Annotated in this window: 16 protein-coding genes; 4 read left to right on the plus strand and 12 right to left on the minus strand. The window is 54.6% G+C overall.

The window, feature by feature from the left end; all coding sequences use genetic code 11:
• Window positions 1-145: 145 nt before the first annotated feature.
• From F0M17_RS17025 to F0M17_RS17625, 4 genes are all read right to left on the minus strand, one after another.
• Window positions 146-1,135, minus strand: coding sequence for an IS481-like element IS5564 family transposase (locus tag F0M17_RS17025; protein ID WP_011113072.1), 990 nt, complete (start codon window positions 1,133-1,135; stop codon window positions 146-148).
• The gene (gene cmx, locus F0M17_RS17030) at window positions 1,135-2,310 is read right to left on the minus strand and encodes a chloramphenicol efflux MFS transporter Cmx (protein WP_005297378.1); all 1,176 of its coding nucleotides are present in this window, start codon (window positions 2,308-2,310) and stop codon (window positions 1,135-1,137) included. Before cmx ends, F0M17_RS17025 begins: the two co-directional genes overlap by 1 nt.
• A 21-nt stretch (window positions 2,311-2,331) precedes the next feature.
• Window positions 2,332-2,385 (minus strand): chloramphenicol resistance leader peptide, encoded by a 54-nt coding sequence (locus F0M17_RS17880; RefSeq protein ID WP_011113070.1) that lies wholly within the window; start codon window positions 2,383-2,385, stop codon window positions 2,332-2,334.
• Between the two features lie 115 nt (window positions 2,386-2,500).
• Window positions 2,501-2,905 carry a hypothetical protein gene (locus F0M17_RS17625; RefSeq protein WP_210416729.1) on the minus strand — a complete coding sequence of 135 codons (405 nt, stop codon included), beginning with the start codon at window positions 2,903-2,905 and terminating at the stop codon, window positions 2,501-2,503.
• A 435-nt stretch (window positions 2,906-3,340) separates the two neighbouring features.
• Here F0M17_RS17625 and F0M17_RS17045 point away from each other — a divergent pair, with 435 nt between their 5' ends.
• Window positions 3,341-3,631 (plus strand): hypothetical protein, encoded by a 291-nt coding sequence (locus F0M17_RS17045; RefSeq protein WP_149597792.1) that lies wholly within the window; start codon window positions 3,341-3,343, stop codon window positions 3,629-3,631.
• A gap of 47 nt (window positions 3,632-3,678) precedes the next feature.
• Here the strand turns inward: F0M17_RS17045 and F0M17_RS17050 are convergent, their stop codons facing one another.
• From F0M17_RS17050 to F0M17_RS17085, 8 genes are all read right to left on the minus strand, one after another.
• Complete coding sequence (locus F0M17_RS17050; protein ID WP_149597793.1) at window positions 3,679-3,984, minus strand: hypothetical protein; 306 nt, start codon at window positions 3,982-3,984, stop codon at window positions 3,679-3,681.
• Between the two features lie 245 nt (window positions 3,985-4,229).
• Complete coding sequence (locus tag F0M17_RS17055; protein ID WP_149597794.1) at window positions 4,230-5,663, minus strand: hypothetical protein; 1,434 nt, start codon at window positions 5,661-5,663, stop codon at window positions 4,230-4,232.
• A 150-nt stretch (window positions 5,664-5,813) separates the two neighbouring features.
• Window positions 5,814-6,014, minus strand: coding sequence for a hypothetical protein (locus F0M17_RS17060; RefSeq protein ID WP_149597795.1), 201 nt, complete (start codon window positions 6,012-6,014; stop codon window positions 5,814-5,816).
• A gap of 489 nt (window positions 6,015-6,503) precedes the next feature.
• Window positions 6,504-7,721: an NAD(P)/FAD-dependent oxidoreductase gene (locus tag F0M17_RS17065; RefSeq protein WP_149597796.1), complete on the minus strand. Its 1,218-nt coding sequence runs from the start codon at window positions 7,719-7,721 to the stop codon at window positions 6,504-6,506.
• A gap of 2 nt (window positions 7,722-7,723) precedes the next feature.
• Window positions 7,724-7,921: a ferredoxin gene (locus F0M17_RS17070; RefSeq protein ID WP_149597797.1), complete on the minus strand. Its 198-nt coding sequence runs from the start codon at window positions 7,919-7,921 to the stop codon at window positions 7,724-7,726.
• Window position 7,922: 1 nt separating this feature from the next.
• Window positions 7,923-8,252: a hypothetical protein gene (locus F0M17_RS17075; protein WP_149597798.1), complete on the minus strand. Its 330-nt coding sequence runs from the start codon at window positions 8,250-8,252 to the stop codon at window positions 7,923-7,925.
• Window positions 8,249-8,839 carry a 3-phenylpropionate/cinnamic acid dioxygenase subunit beta gene (locus F0M17_RS17080; protein WP_149597799.1) on the minus strand — a complete coding sequence of 197 codons (591 nt, stop codon included), beginning with the start codon at window positions 8,837-8,839 and terminating at the stop codon, window positions 8,249-8,251. The genes F0M17_RS17075 and F0M17_RS17080 overlap by 4 nt, the downstream gene beginning before the upstream one ends.
• A 2-nt stretch (window positions 8,840-8,841) precedes the next feature.
• Window positions 8,842-10,272, minus strand: coding sequence for a Rieske 2Fe-2S domain-containing protein (locus tag F0M17_RS17085; RefSeq protein ID WP_149597831.1), 1,431 nt, complete (start codon window positions 10,270-10,272; stop codon window positions 8,842-8,844).
• A 285-nt stretch (window positions 10,273-10,557) separates the two neighbouring features.
• Between F0M17_RS17085 and F0M17_RS17090 the strand changes: the two genes are divergently transcribed.
• The 3 genes from F0M17_RS17090 (at window position 10,558) to F0M17_RS17100 (ending at window position 13,775) form a co-directional block, all read left to right on the plus strand.
• Window positions 10,558-11,922, plus strand: a complete 1,365-nt coding sequence (locus F0M17_RS17090) for an SLC13 family permease (protein WP_149597800.1) — start codon at window positions 10,558-10,560, stop codon at window positions 11,920-11,922.
• 300 nt (window positions 11,923-12,222) lie between these two features.
• Entirely contained in the window at window positions 12,223-13,014 is a 792-nt protein-coding gene (gene hcaB / locus F0M17_RS17095) for a 3-(cis-5,6-dihydroxycyclohexa-1,3-dien-1-yl)propanoate dehydrogenase (RefSeq protein ID WP_149597801.1), read from the plus strand.
• Window positions 13,011-13,775, plus strand: a complete 765-nt coding sequence (locus F0M17_RS17100) for a class II aldolase/adducin family protein (RefSeq protein ID WP_149597802.1) — start codon at window positions 13,011-13,013, stop codon at window positions 13,773-13,775. Before hcaB ends, F0M17_RS17100 begins: the two co-directional genes overlap by 4 nt.
• Window positions 13,776-14,026: the final 251 nt, after the last annotated feature.

Here is a 14,026-nt window from a genome sequence, read left to right on the forward strand (position 1 = left end):
GTGTTGTGCGGGTGGTTATTCCGCTTGTGTTGCTGTGTTGACTATTCCAGTTTAGCGCAGTTATTCATTAAATACAAATTATTCAGTGTTTTTTGGTGCAGAAAACCCCGGCCGTTTGGCCGGGGTTCAGGTGCCTAGTCTTCAGCTAGGTGTGATGTCCAGGGACGTTGTTGAGTCGGTCGAAGGGTACGCCGCCAATCGCAGAGTGGTGTCGGTGGTGGTTGTAGAAGTGGAGCCAGCCGGGCAGCGCCAGGCGTCGTTCGGCCTCTGAACCGTAAAACCTGGCATAGGCCCAGCCGTCCCCGAGCGTGCGGTGGAATCGCTCGATCTTCCCGTTCGTCTGCGGCCGGTAGGGGCGTGTCCGCTTGTGTCGGATGCCGAGCCGAGCGCAGAAGTCCCTCCATGCGTGGGATCTGTATGCCGACCCGTTGTCGGATAGGACTCGCTCGACGGTCACGCCTCGTTCGGCGAACCAGGCCACGGCGCGTTCGAGAACTCCCACCGCTGTGCTCGCCTGCTCATCCGACCAGATTTCTGCGTATGCGACGCGGGAGTGGTCGTCGATGACTGTGTGAACGAACGCCGTCCCGGTGCGCGGCTTGTGATCTTTTCCTCGTGGTAATCCCGGAGTCGCGAGCTTGTTCCGTGCGCCTTGCTGCCGACCTACGTAACGATGTCCACCGCCGTCGGGGATGTTGCCGAACTTCGTGACATCGACATGAATCAACGATCCCGGATGAGGATGCTCATATCGCCGCAATGGCTCGCCAGTGACACGATCGATATGCGAGAGGCGGTTCACGCGGCAACGGACGAGGACCGCGTGAACAGTCGACGTCGAGAGACCAAGTCGCGCAGCGATCTGGGCTGGCCCCAGTCGAAGCCGCCAGCGCAGGTTGATGATCTTCTTCTTGACATGCTCGGGCGTCCTGCCTGGGATCCGGTGCGGCTTGCTGGAGCGATCCTGCATCCCAAACTCACCCTCTTCCCGGTAGCGGCCTGCCCATTTCCGGGCAGTGATCGGGGAGACCATGAACATCTTTGCGGCGATCGTGGCCGGATAGCCGTCTTCGACAATCAGCCGGGCTAACCGGAGACGGGCACGAGGAGTGAGAAGAGCGTTCGGATGGGTCATCAATTGGCCTCCGCCGCGGTCTTCGTAAGCGCGCGTCTGGTGAGAAGCATGATGACGAGAGCGATCGCTGTCAGCACCGAAGCGACCCAAACCGGCGCGAGCAGCCCCAGCCCGGTCGCGAGCCCGAGCGCACCAAGCACGGGCCCCGCTGCAGCTCCGATATTCAATGCTGCGGTTGCGTACGAACCGCCCATCGTTGGCGCACCCGATGCTGCATACAGCACACGCGTGATCAGAGTACTGCCGACGCCGAACGACAGGAATCCCTGAACGAGGACGAGGACGATAAGCGCAACGGGATGAGATGCGACCACTGCCAACACGATCCAGCCTGTCAGCAATAGCGGTCCGCCGACTGCGAGCACGAGGCCAGGTCGTTGATCTGATAGTCGTCCTGCGATCGTGACGCCAAGGAACGATCCGATGCCGAACATCACCAGCGCGACGGACACCCACGCTTCGGCCAAGCCCGCGGTCTCGGTCACGATGGGTGCCAGGAAGGTGAATGCCGCAAAGGTCCCTCCGTTGATCAGCGCTCCGAGTGCCATGGCCAGGATGAGCCGCGGCGTCGCCAACTGGCTGAGCTCGACACGGAGCCTTGGTGAGGTCGCGCTAGTCTCGCTCCGACCAACATTGTTCGTGACGCCACGAATGACTCCAACGGCCGCGGGAATACAGAGGATGGCGATCGCCCAGAACGTCGTTCGCCAGCCCAGCGCTGTGCCGAGCAGTGCCCCGGCGGGGACGCCCACGACGGTTGCGATCGTCGTGCCGGAGAGCAGGATCGACAGTGCACGCCCCTTCTGGTTCGCTGGCACGAGGGTAGTGGCCGTGCTCAGTGCTACGGCGAGGAATCCTGCGTTTGCGAGAGCGCTGAGCACCCGGGTGATGAGCAGGAGAGAGAACACTGGTGTCATCGCTCCGATGACGTGGCTTCCCGCGAACACGAGAAGGCAAACGATCAATGTGAGCCGCGGTGGCCAACGGCGAGCGAATGCCGCCATCACTGGCGCGCCGACGACCATACCGACTGCGAATGCGGAGGTCAGCAGGCCCGCAGTGCCGACCGAGACGTCAAGTTCGGTCGCGATCGCGGGGAGCAATCCCGCGAGCATGAATTCTGAAGTGCCCATGACGAAGACCGCCAGGGCAAGCATGTAGAGGGCAAAAGGCATCGAGTACTCCGAGGTGTGAGATCAAGAAATGGTTCTTCTTGTCACCACGGCCAGCGCCCCGGGTACGCCAGACATACGCCCACACAGATCGTGGGCGTCGTAACTAGTGGTTCAAGGGGCTGGCGGTGTGACCGACAACCCCTGACCTGTCTGATTCGGGACTCGACATGCCCCAAACTCTAACATGCCTTCAATGGCAAGCGGTCTGGACAGATACTTCTTGAATCGGCACGGTGTCATTACGGGCGGGGGCCAGAACAACGTCCCTGGACATCACAGCTAGGGCGTATCGCTTCTCGGTGGCGATGTTCTGCATGATCTCGATGATCCGGCCTGCATCTTCTTGGGCATCCACGATGTCGCGTTGATCTAGCTCAATCATCGTTTCTTCCAAGAGATCCGCGCGATGCTCCTTGCGGATTCCGTAGTAGGTCAGCTGGGCCACGTCCACAACTGCCGCTCTGGTGAGTAGCTTGATCGGCAGGTGGTGGGTGTCTGCGAGTGCGTAGATTGCATCAGCGATGTGGCTTTCGCAGATGTGCTCCAAGTCCAGCCCGAGATCACTGAGTTCTATCGTTTCGTATCGGCAGCTCATTTGTGCTCCTTGTGTTGCGCGGTTGGTTATTCCACTTTTGTTGCTGTGTTGACTATTTCAGTTTATCGCGTTTATTCATTAAATACAACTCAGATACCGCTAATTTGCTTGTATTTTCGCTAGTTGTGATTATTCTTTTTATGCTGAAAAGTTGCGTTAGTTGCTGAATGTTGGCGCGGGTTGGTGGCTCGTTCCTGATAAGCGGAGCAGTGCCGGTGAAGGTATGCAGCGTCAACCCGTAGGGCGGCGGTGGAGAAAAATTTTTGCCAGGAGCTTGCGACGCAGCCAAAAAATTTTCGGGGGAGCCGGGGCTTTAGCCCTTGCGCGGAGTACCGTTCCGGCAATGATGGAGCATCAGGGGCGTGGCACTAGTGGAGTAGGCCGGCCACGGCCGGCCCCGGTCTTGTCGGTGCCCACTGATAGTCTCAGCTGGTTATGTCCTCTGATCTTGTTGATGTCCTTTTCACGCCGGCCGGTACGCCGTGGAAGATTCGTCGCGGCGGCCGTGTCTGGCAAGTCGTAGTTGAGCCGACACGCCATTTTGAGCGGGTCAACTGGTGGGAAGATCTGACCTTCAAGGTCAGGAAGGGCGCTGCAGACAGAATTGACTATGCCGTATGGCTGGTACAGGTGAGGTTAGGGGCTAATCCGAGGTCGGATATTTTGACCTGGGAGCTGGTGGAGCATCCACGCACTGAGTCCTGGTCTATTCGAGATATCGCCTAGATACAGAAAAAGGCCGGCTATGTGGCCGGCCCTTTTGTGTGAGCTGTTTAGATGAAGATGTTGAGTACGAGCGCAATCAGCACTATAGGAACTGCGCTGTACGCCAGGATTGTGAGCGATCGGTTCTCGGTGGTGTTTTTGTAGTCCTGGAAGTGTGCTGTTTGCCAGATGATGCGCATCAAGCTGGCTACAGCCAAGGTCAGTGCTGCTAGTGCGATTCCGAAAAGTACTGTGAGCGATCCTGAGATGATCACGCCGAGGATCATCAGGACGGGAATAAGCGGCGCTGCGAAAAAGAGGGGGCGCTGCTCGCGCATTTTTAGCGCGGCTTCGTCTGCTGCGTAGGGTGTCATTGCTTCTCCTTCGGGCATACGGCAAGTCTAGGTGTATAGTCCGACAGTTTGGGCTTCGCTGTTTTTTGGTGAGTGGTGCCTGGTCAGAGATCCGTGCACAACCCAAGATCGCATCAGGTGAGAGAACTCAGGTACCGCAACTTTTGGGCTGTGTGCGGTCGGTCGATTGGTTCCTGCTGTCCACCATGTGTGCGAAAAAAGCAGCGGAGCGGGAGGGCTTTTTTCGTGCCCATGTGGGCAGGAGGCTAGGAACATGATCCGGCTCGGCGTGCAGCCGCTAGGGCGGCTCGCGCGGCCGCCGCACCTCGGGAAGCGGTGGTGCGCAGTTGTGGGCGCTGCGCGGCCTGCTGGGCGTGGCGTTCGGCTGCGGCTCGTGCTGCTGCGCGTGCCTGGTTGCTGGCTGCGGCCGCGCGCTGGGATCGGCTGAGCATGATTTCGCCGGTGGCGGTACGCCACTGGTTGAGCCGGTGCAGGATTGCTGCGCGCAGGATGCGGCAGTAGTCGATGTAGGACTGAGTGTCATGGTTGTGCTGGGGGAGTGCTCCCCAGGATTCCTTGCCGTGCAGGCCTGGTGTGGTTCGCCATTCCAAGGCGTGCTGGAAATCTGAGATTGTCCATCCGGCATCGAAGAATGGCTTGGCGATGTTCAGGATATTTTTCTTGGAAAAACGGGCAAAATCTGGCATCCGACGTAAGATTTCAGCGGCAGCCGATAGCCCCTGTCCTCTAGAGCCGATCGTTCTGTGAGCTGGCCACAGCTCAACTGGGCGATGACCAGCTTGGCGAGTTCGCACGGCGGAGCCGTGCCCAAAAAGTTTTTCAGTGCCGCGCAGCGGCTCATTTTGAGTGTTTTCTTCGCGCGTGCGCGTGTAGGAACTTACTTCGTAAGTGGTTAACCCCCCTACGGGGAGGGGTTCTAAGTTATTTCCACAGGCCGCGCGGTTGGGGGTTTGCTGGGTTGGGCGGGTGGTGGTATCTTCGGCGTCTTGGGGGCGCAGGCCTAGCCCGATGGGGCGGCACACGACGTATACCGGGGCTTCATTCTGTGCTTGCTGGCCAGCTTTGGCCGCGTATTCGGCGCTGCGGCCGGAGGCGACGATGCCGAGGATTCCGTGAGTGCGTAGGAAGCGCAGCGCGTTGCCTACGGTGGCGCGGGATACGCGTGCTTTGGTGGCCACGGTATCCCAGGTGATGCGCACGGTCATGCTGTCGTGCTCGGTGTAGCGGAGGAGGACCCAGAGCACGGCCAGGATGTTTCGTTTGCAGTCCGCGCGGCGGCATAGCAGTTCGTCCAGGGATCGGGCGGCACGCCAGGCTTGGGCGGTGTGGTCGATTTTCTTGCTGCCGTGGGGGATTGCCCAGGCAATGGCTCGGTCGGAGGTTTCCTGGGCACGTGAGACACGCCGGATATGTACCGGGGCGGGGGTGTGGGCGTGTTTGGTGGCGAGGGCTTCTTTGGCCGCGTTGAACTGTGTTTTGCCCTTGACGCTGAAGTTTTGGGGGGTTTGTGCCTTAGTGAAAGGGCGGTGCCCCTGGGCTGTATGGGCGAGGATTGCGGCTATGCGACCGTCGGTGGGGCGGGTGCACCAGCGTGGTTTTGTGGTGTGGATCGCGGTGTTTTGCGGCGTTTCTTTGGTGCTGGTGCTTGATTGGGCGCGCGAAGACGCTACTATAGACACATAAGTCCTTTTCTCTTTGGAGGGTAAAGGAAGGGGAGCGTCCGGCTTGGTAACCGGAAGCTTCGTGGTAAATCCCGATCTGCTGTACTCGGCAAAGTGTTCAGATCGGATTCAGAATTTCAGTCCCGCGCTTTGCGCGGGCTTTTCTGTTTAAGGCTTGTCGATAGGCAGGTGGCCTTCCGCATCTTCACGAAGCACCCAGTTAGGGAGACCTCGTTCGTCAAGTTCAAGAGTTTCGACCATCATGTCGAATAGGGCTGCGCCCGAGATACCAGCTTTTGCAGCTAGTTCGGTGAACTTATCCCTGTTTTCGCGCTCGACACGCCATCCCAATGGGATGGGATCTTTCATTGACCCCTTGGGGCGCCGTGGTGAACTCATATGACCACAATATTGGATAGCGCTGTTATTAAGAGGTTTACGACACGCCTTAATTTTTAAAGATTCTGCTTATTTCTTCTCAGCCCCTCTCGGTCAGGCTGTAAGTGAGTCAACCACGACCCACCACTGACCCTTGGGAGCATGTTTGGCAGGTGCGGCAGCAGGCATTGGAGGATTATTATCGGTTGCATCCGGCACGTTTTCATTACCGTCCGGTGACGCCTGCGCCTGCAGGGGTCGTGGGGAGTAATCTGCCGTCAGAAGAGGCGGGTGTTGCGTTGCAGGCAGCTTAGTGACTCCACACAGCTTGACATTTTTCGGTTCCTAAGAGGCTGACTCACGATGAGACGATTTTCGGCAATCTTCCCTGGCTCACTTGAAGATGGGCTCCTTTTAAAAACGACGTTGCCGTCCCATAAAGAGAGGAACGGCAACGGCTTGCATCAGCAATGACACCGATTACTTAGCAGAGGAGATAACTCCTAATGAATCAACCAATTCGGCCATTGAGGTTGCACTATAGACTGCTTGCCGAGCACGTACCAAAGCGCGCGGCCAGTTAACGATTACAGCTCCACTGACCGAACTTCCATCCGCAGAATAGATGACCGCAAACTTATCTGCGGTGATTTCTCCGACGAGTTGAAACTTCTCAGCACCGGTATTACCGACAACTTGGATCTTCCAGTCGAATTGATCACTCCATACATATTCCTTAGGAATGTATTCCTTAGGTTCCCGCGGGTTTACGATATTGTGAGCAACTACGAGGGCTTGTTCTGCGGCACTGGTCCAGTGCTCCAGCCGTGTGGTTTCGTTTTCTGCAGATTGGTATCGGCAAACATCGCCTAAAACATAGATGTCTTCCGCGGAAAGTGCGCGCAACGATTTATCACACACGATTCCGTTGTCGAGGTGTAAGGCCGATCCTTCAAGCCACTCAGTGTTAACTTGGGCGCCAATACCTACCAGAATTGCGTCCGCTTCCAATACCGTTCCATCGGATAATACGACGGATTTCTTCATATCATCCCGGCCGATGCCTTCAATGCTGTCTACACCGCACTCAAAGAACATTTCGATCCCCTCCGACGCGTGCTTGTCAAAGAAAATCTTGCCGACCTCCTCATTAAGTACACGTGACATCGGTGCTGGTAGTGGATCGACAATGCTTACACGCAAACCGGCTTTTTTGGCTGTAGAAGCAGTCTCTGCGCCTATGAAGCCGCCTCCAATTACCACCAAATGACTCCCGGGAATTAAGTCCTTCCGCAATCGCGTGGCATCATCCGCAGTACGTAGTACGTGTATGTTAGCGTCTTCACCCCATGGAGATCTGCGAGCACGGGCCCCGGTGGCGATGACCAAGGTATCGTATGAGACGGCTGAACCGTCTTCTAAAAGAAGTTTCTTTGTATCAATCTCGACACCTGATGCAGCAACGCCAAAACGCCATTCAGCTCGTAAGTCCCGAAACGAATCCTCATCCAGCAGCGGAATCGCTTCGACGCCCTGGTCTGTGGATAAATGCGCCTTTGAGAGTGGTGGTTTATCGTAGGGACGTTCTAACTTCTCCGCTTCAACATATATAAGTTGACCATCAAAGCCCTCATTCCGTAGTGCTTGGCCCGCCTTGACGCCACCGACAGAAGCACCGACTATGACTACTTTGCTCATGATCACTCGTCCACAACGGTCAGTGCAGATACTGGACAGCTTCGCGCGGCATCAACGATCCGTTTGCGGTCCGCCGCATCGACGGTTTCCTTAAGGATCACAACAAGTCCGTCATCATCCAGGTCGAAGTAGTCTTCAGTACCGACCATACAGTTGGCATAGCCTTGGCATGCTTTTAGGTCCGCTTTTACAATTGCCATTTTAGATTCTCCATTCTGTTGACTCTGGAGTGTCGGGATACATCGGTTCGTAGGGCCGAGCGATCATTTCGCTGAAAGTCTGCGTGGTCTGCCAAGTTAGTGCTTCCAGTTCCATTGGATCGAGGGCAATCCACTGTCCAGACTTGGGGGATTCGATTAGCAGACGAGCACCGTTACGAGTCTCGACGTGGGAAACTCGGATTTCGCTAAATTCATTGGCGATCGTTAGTGACTCACCGATTTTGCGTTCTCGGAGAGTGATCAACTCTTCAAGTGCGCGGCGGGCCGCGGCTCGGTCGATATCTTCGCCTTCCCACTCAAGACTAGTCATAGGAAGATCGCCAAGTTCTGCGTGCGAAGTACTGATTCATCGACCATGATCACCCGACGGGCAAGCTTGTACCCTTCGTCGGTCTTGCGCAGTACATCCTCACGCATTGCAGAGATGTATGCCGCAGGATTCGTGTCCCCTCTGCTGCGGAAAAGCAACACCGCAGATTCGACGATCAATTCATCCTCGACATCCGTCTCGAAAGTACGAACGTTGGTGATGTAGTGCCGCAGGCGTGATGGTGGGTCTTCCGTCCAAGCGTGCTCTGTCAGGAAGCGCGCCACACGCCGAGAAAGCGAATATTTATTTTCGTCCCAATGGGCCATGCCCGGACTGGTTGTGTAGCCTGCCCCAAGAGCCGTAGTAACACGCACGGGCATGATGTAGTGAACATCATCGGCAATAGTTTCCAGCCAGTCTTCGTAGCGCTGGTCATCAAGGGTGTAAGCCTCTTCTACCAACCAATGCCAAAGGTCCATGTGCCGTGGATCGTCGAATTTTAATGACGGGCCGATTTTGCGAGCCTTAGTTGAATCACGTACTAGTGGAGACTGCTGAGAAATAAGTGCACCTTGTTCGACACTCATATTTATGCATCCGCCTTTGCTGCAGTTTCTGAAGAAGTGCATGTTCCGTTCGTGCTGCAGTCCATACCTTCAACACCTCCTAGTGATATTGGGCGTGTTGCGACCGGTTCGTCATTTTCAACCATGTCAGCCCAACGTTCAAGCAGATGTCGCTGGTTATACTCGCCATAACCCACGAAAGCTTCCCCCGGGGCAGACCACTGCTCGTTGGTTAGAGCAGGCACGACATTCTGGCCGTTTTTCAACAAGCCCATCCGACCATTCAGTAGCAGACGCCGTGCCATCGATCCCTTAGCTGTATTGGTCAGCGAAACCCAGTTCTCGACATCATCTTGCTCGAACATACCGGTCGAACCAAAGCACATTAGGTAGGCTTTATAGGAAAGCTCTTTGAACTCGTCCGGAGCAGCGGCATCAACAGCAAACCACGAGTAGACTTCGGTCTCGTTTTCTGAAATTGGTACCCAGGTTCGCAATGAGATAAACGGGAGAACTTCCTCGCCGTCTTCAACCTTGGGCCAGTTATGAACCAGTGACATATTTGGGAAGACAGAGGCCGCGGAAATCATAAAGCCATTCTTTCCAACGACATCAAGCTGTGCCTGGGACCAAGTTTCTTTCATACGGTCAATCATCACGTCAGGGTAGCCCACATAGCGAAGGCGTTCTTCTAGGCTGCCTTCGGGCAATTTATAAGTGGTTCCACCCCCGTTTCCAGCCCAGTAAGTGTTCCCATCCTTACGTTTTTCAGCCTTAGGTTCACGGAATAACCCGATCTCGACGACGGAAGTGTGGGTCTGAGGAGTGTGGTACATGTCCCCAGCAAAGTTTTCTGCCCCAATCTTCCAGTTGGCATTGACACGCCACCGCTGCGGACCGCGAACTTCTAGACCCTCACTTGACTGCTTGGTGTAGAAATCAAGGAAGAATTTGAAATCTCCAAGAAACTCGTCGAGGGTCGGCGCGTCCGGATCCATTGAGATGAAGATCAGACCGTTGTAGGTATCCAAGTTTGGTGCTGGGAGCAATCGGGCGCCCTTTTTGCTGAATCCTTCTTCTCCTCCGTATGCCTCTTTATGGAAAGGGAGGCCAACAATACGGCCGTCATTTCGGTAGGACCAGCCATGGTAGGGGCATCGGAAATGCGATGCGTTGCCCATCTCGGCGCGGCACACTTGCATACCACGATGGAGACACATGTTGAAGTGGGCGTGGATTTCACCCTTTTCATCGCGTACAAGGATGAATGAATCATCAATGACCTTGCGCAGAACGTAATCACCTGGCTGAGGAATCTCTGATTCATGGCCAACAAATATCCAAGCGCGGCTAAAGAGGTTCTTTTTCTCCGCCTCGAATACATCGGCATCGTTATAGATGTGCGCCGGGAGCATACCGCTACGAACATCACTGAACACTGTTGGATCAACCATCACGCAAGCCTTCTTCTAGAAAGAAACTGATTCTGATGTACAGAATGCTAACCCAATTTCAGTCTCGGCGCTACCCGGTTAGTGATTTGAAACACCAAAAGGAACGCCCCCTTCCCTTCGAGGCAGAAATCTTCCCAGACGGCGTGTCAGGCGACAAGCGGCGATGCACCGCAAGAAATATGGTTGACATCACAATCTGTGATGCAGAATAATCTTCTGCATTACAGAAAATCACCACTCGTAGTTGGGTTATGCTCAGATCACCGTTGGAAAGGAGAAAACTCAATGTCAATCCACGTACTGGGCGTAATCGTCTTAGCGCTGGTATTCATTCTTGGAACACTGCGTCCAGTCAACATTGGGATCTACGCGCTCATTGGGGCGTTCGTCCTCGGCGTTGGATTCATGGGGGAGTCTTCCAAGGAACTTTTAACGGGATTCCCCGGGGACGTTTTCGTACTGCTTGTAGGGGTTACCTACTTATTTGGACTCGCAGCTACAAACGGGACACTAGAATGGATCGTCGATCGTGCCGCCGACCGCATCGGTGATCGACGTGCGCTAATCCCCTGGCTCTTATTCGTATTTTCCTCAATCCCCACGCTCGCGGGGGCATTGGGTCCAGCGGGTATCGCTATGCTTGCACCGCCGTGTCTTAAATTAGCGGAAAAATACAGAATCAATCGCAAATTGGCTGCCCTAGTAGTGATGCATGGCTCTTGCGCGGGTAATTTTTCCCCATTGAATGGCTTGGCCGTCGTGGCACAAGCGGCAGCCGAGCAAAATGACATCGTCATTTCTGGTATGGCACTATTCCTGGGAAACTACGGTTACAATCTTGCCCTCGCCGTCGTGATTTACATTATTTTCGGTGGCCTAACACTGCTCCGTGAAGGAGCCGAAACGCGTGCCGAGGTTCGCATGTCGGCTGGGACCAGGTCTTTAGCGCGCTCAAGTGTCATGGTTGGCGCTGGCGCTAGTGCTCCTGCAGTGCGAACTCCCATCTCCGTGCCGGACAGGACAGGGGAATTAGCCGATAATCTTCCTAAACGAATTCGGATGGACCAAGTTTTTACCATCCTCGCCATTGCCGGCGTGGTCATCGTTGCCCTCGGATTCAAGCAAGATCTAGGCTTTACCTCGTTGATCGCAGCAGCAACATTGCACAGCATCTTTGTAAATCGATTCAAGGGCGCTGATAAGAAGATCGTATGGTCTGTCGTCCTTTTGATCACTGGCATTATGACACTCGTGGCTGCAATGCAGCGTTTCGGTACCATCGACTGGGTGGGTTCAGGTATCGCAGGACTCAACGCCCCTCTTCTAACGGCCTACTTACTTTGCCTAGTTGGTGCTGTTACAAGTGCTTTCGGTTCCTCCGCTGGTTTGATCGGAGTATTGGTTCCTTTGGCGGTTCCGTTTATCGTACAAGGCGACATCGATCCAACATGGGTCATCGTTGCGCTTGCTGTCTCTGCGACAGTAGTTGACGCCATGCCTTTTTCCTCTGTAGGCGCCCTAACTCTTTCCAACACCCCCGAGACGGAACGACCCAAAATGCTCAAATTCATGTTGGTTTGGGGAACGGCCATGGTCATTACAGCCCCGGCCTTTACCTGGCTAGCGTTCGTTCTACCAACTTCTCTCTAGCTTAAAAAGACAGTCTCCTTTTAGACAAATGTTCTTCGGCGGCAAGGCCACGACACGCCTGCATGACCCATTATGTACGTCAACTTCGCTAGCAAAGAAGACATCACTGAACAGCTGACCCGTCGCGTATCTCACTCCCAATGAGTCGTTCTCCGGCTCATTGGGAGTGGGAAGAGATGGGCCCGTCTGTTCTAGGGGCCCATTCAAATACGTCAAATCATAGAAAAACTTCAAGATTACCGCCGTTCTCCCGATCGAAATTGATACTATGTTGAACACTTAGGAGTGTTAAGGAATACGATGCTAAAGAAAAGATGGTTAGAAGGAAAACGAGCACTGATCGTCGGTGCTGGTTCGGGTATAGGACGAGCTGTGCTCGATGCATTTCTAGCAGAAGGAGCTCAAGTTGCCGCACTGGAACGCGATACCAGCAAAGTCGCGTTACTGAAAGACCAGCTACCTGATATCCCGGTCATATTAGGTGATGCTTCCACCCGAGAATCGAACCAAAAGGCAGTTGATGCTACCCTAAAAGCCTTCGGAGGATTAGACACGCTCGTAAATTGTGTCGGAATATTTGATTTCTATCAGGGCATCGGCGAACTCAATCCGGATCAGATTGATTCGAGTTTTAACGAAATTTATAGTGTCAATGTGAAAAGTCACATACATTCAGTAAAGGCCGCGTTGCCTGCCCTTCGTATGTCCGGCGGTTCGGTGATCCTAACCGAATCCACCTCAGCGTATTATGCTGGCCGTGGGGGCATCATGTATGTTTCCAGCAAATTTGCAGTGCGTGGGCTCGTTACCGCACTCGCACACGAACTCGCCCCAGAGATCCGAGTGAATAGTGTGGCTCCTGGCGGAACAATCGGCACGGATCTCCGCGGAGCAGATTCGCTCGGGCTTAGAGACCGCAGCTTGGGTAATACTCCAAATCGTGAAGCCGACATAGCAGCGCGGGTCCCACTTCAAGTTGCCTTGTCCGGAGAAGACCATGCCTGGAGTTACGTATTTCTCGCTTCCGATAGGTCTCGCGGAATTTCGGGCGATGTGATCCATTCAGACGGGGGAATGGGGGTTAAAGGATGACTACTTATCCTTATGCTGAAGAAAGACAATTAATTTCGGATGCCTGTCGAGTGTTGGCTAGCCGCGGGTTAGCGGATGGGCTATTAGGGCACATTAGCCTTCGCGTATCGGACGAACACATCTTAGTACGCTGCCGAGGATCCAACGAGCGGGGTTTAGGCTACTCAGAGCCCAGCGATATTCGTCTGGTTCACTTTGATGGCAGCCCCGGTGCTCCGGGTGAACTTGACGGATGGAGTGTACCTAACGAACTTCCCTTGCACACCGAGGTCCTGCGCACAAACCATGGAGTAAACGCAGTAGTCCACGCGCATCCTCCGAAGGTCGTTGCTTGTGACTTAGCTGGAATTCCAATTCGCCCGATCATCGGAGCCTATGACATGCCGGGCTGCAAACTTGCTGCAGCAGGTGTTCCCGTGTATCCGCGCGCAGTTCTAGTAAGAAATCAAGAGCTAGCCGCAGAAATGGTTCAAGCAATGCAGCAACGACCGGTAGTGTTGCTACGGGGCCATGGCCTTACTAGCGCCGCTTCCTCAGTCGAGCAAGCGGTACTACAGGCTATCAGTGTGAATACGATTGCAGAGCTTTCGTTGCAAGTAGTTTCGGCTGGAGGCGTGTTAGTTGATCTTTCCGAAGAAGATTTCAATGAATTACCTGATTTGGGTTCAGAGTTTAACAATTCCATAGCGTGGCGCCATGAAGTATCACGACTTGGCGGTGTATTAAGCTCCACAAGTGATATTAAGCTTGCTTCACAATAGCGATACCGGCGAGTGAGCCAATTCGTGCCAAACGAAACTTAGATTACCCTTGAAATATATAGTTATCGAGGCCCAAGATACGGCTATATGTCGTTCTCAGGCTTCGATAGCTTTAAGTGCTACAAGGAGTGAGTCTGAGTTCATGGTTACAAAACGAGAAGATAGGCAGACTGTTCCCCCTCCCTCTGCGCACGTACGCGTCGTGGCCACATGGCTCGCGATCTTCCCCATGGTCTCTCTGGGACTCTATG

Origin of the sequence: Glutamicibacter sp. ZJUTW, assembly GCF_008370855.1 — a bacterium.
In the GTDB taxonomy this organism is placed as follows: domain Bacteria; phylum Actinomycetota; class Actinomycetes; order Actinomycetales; family Micrococcaceae; genus Glutamicibacter; species Glutamicibacter nicotianae.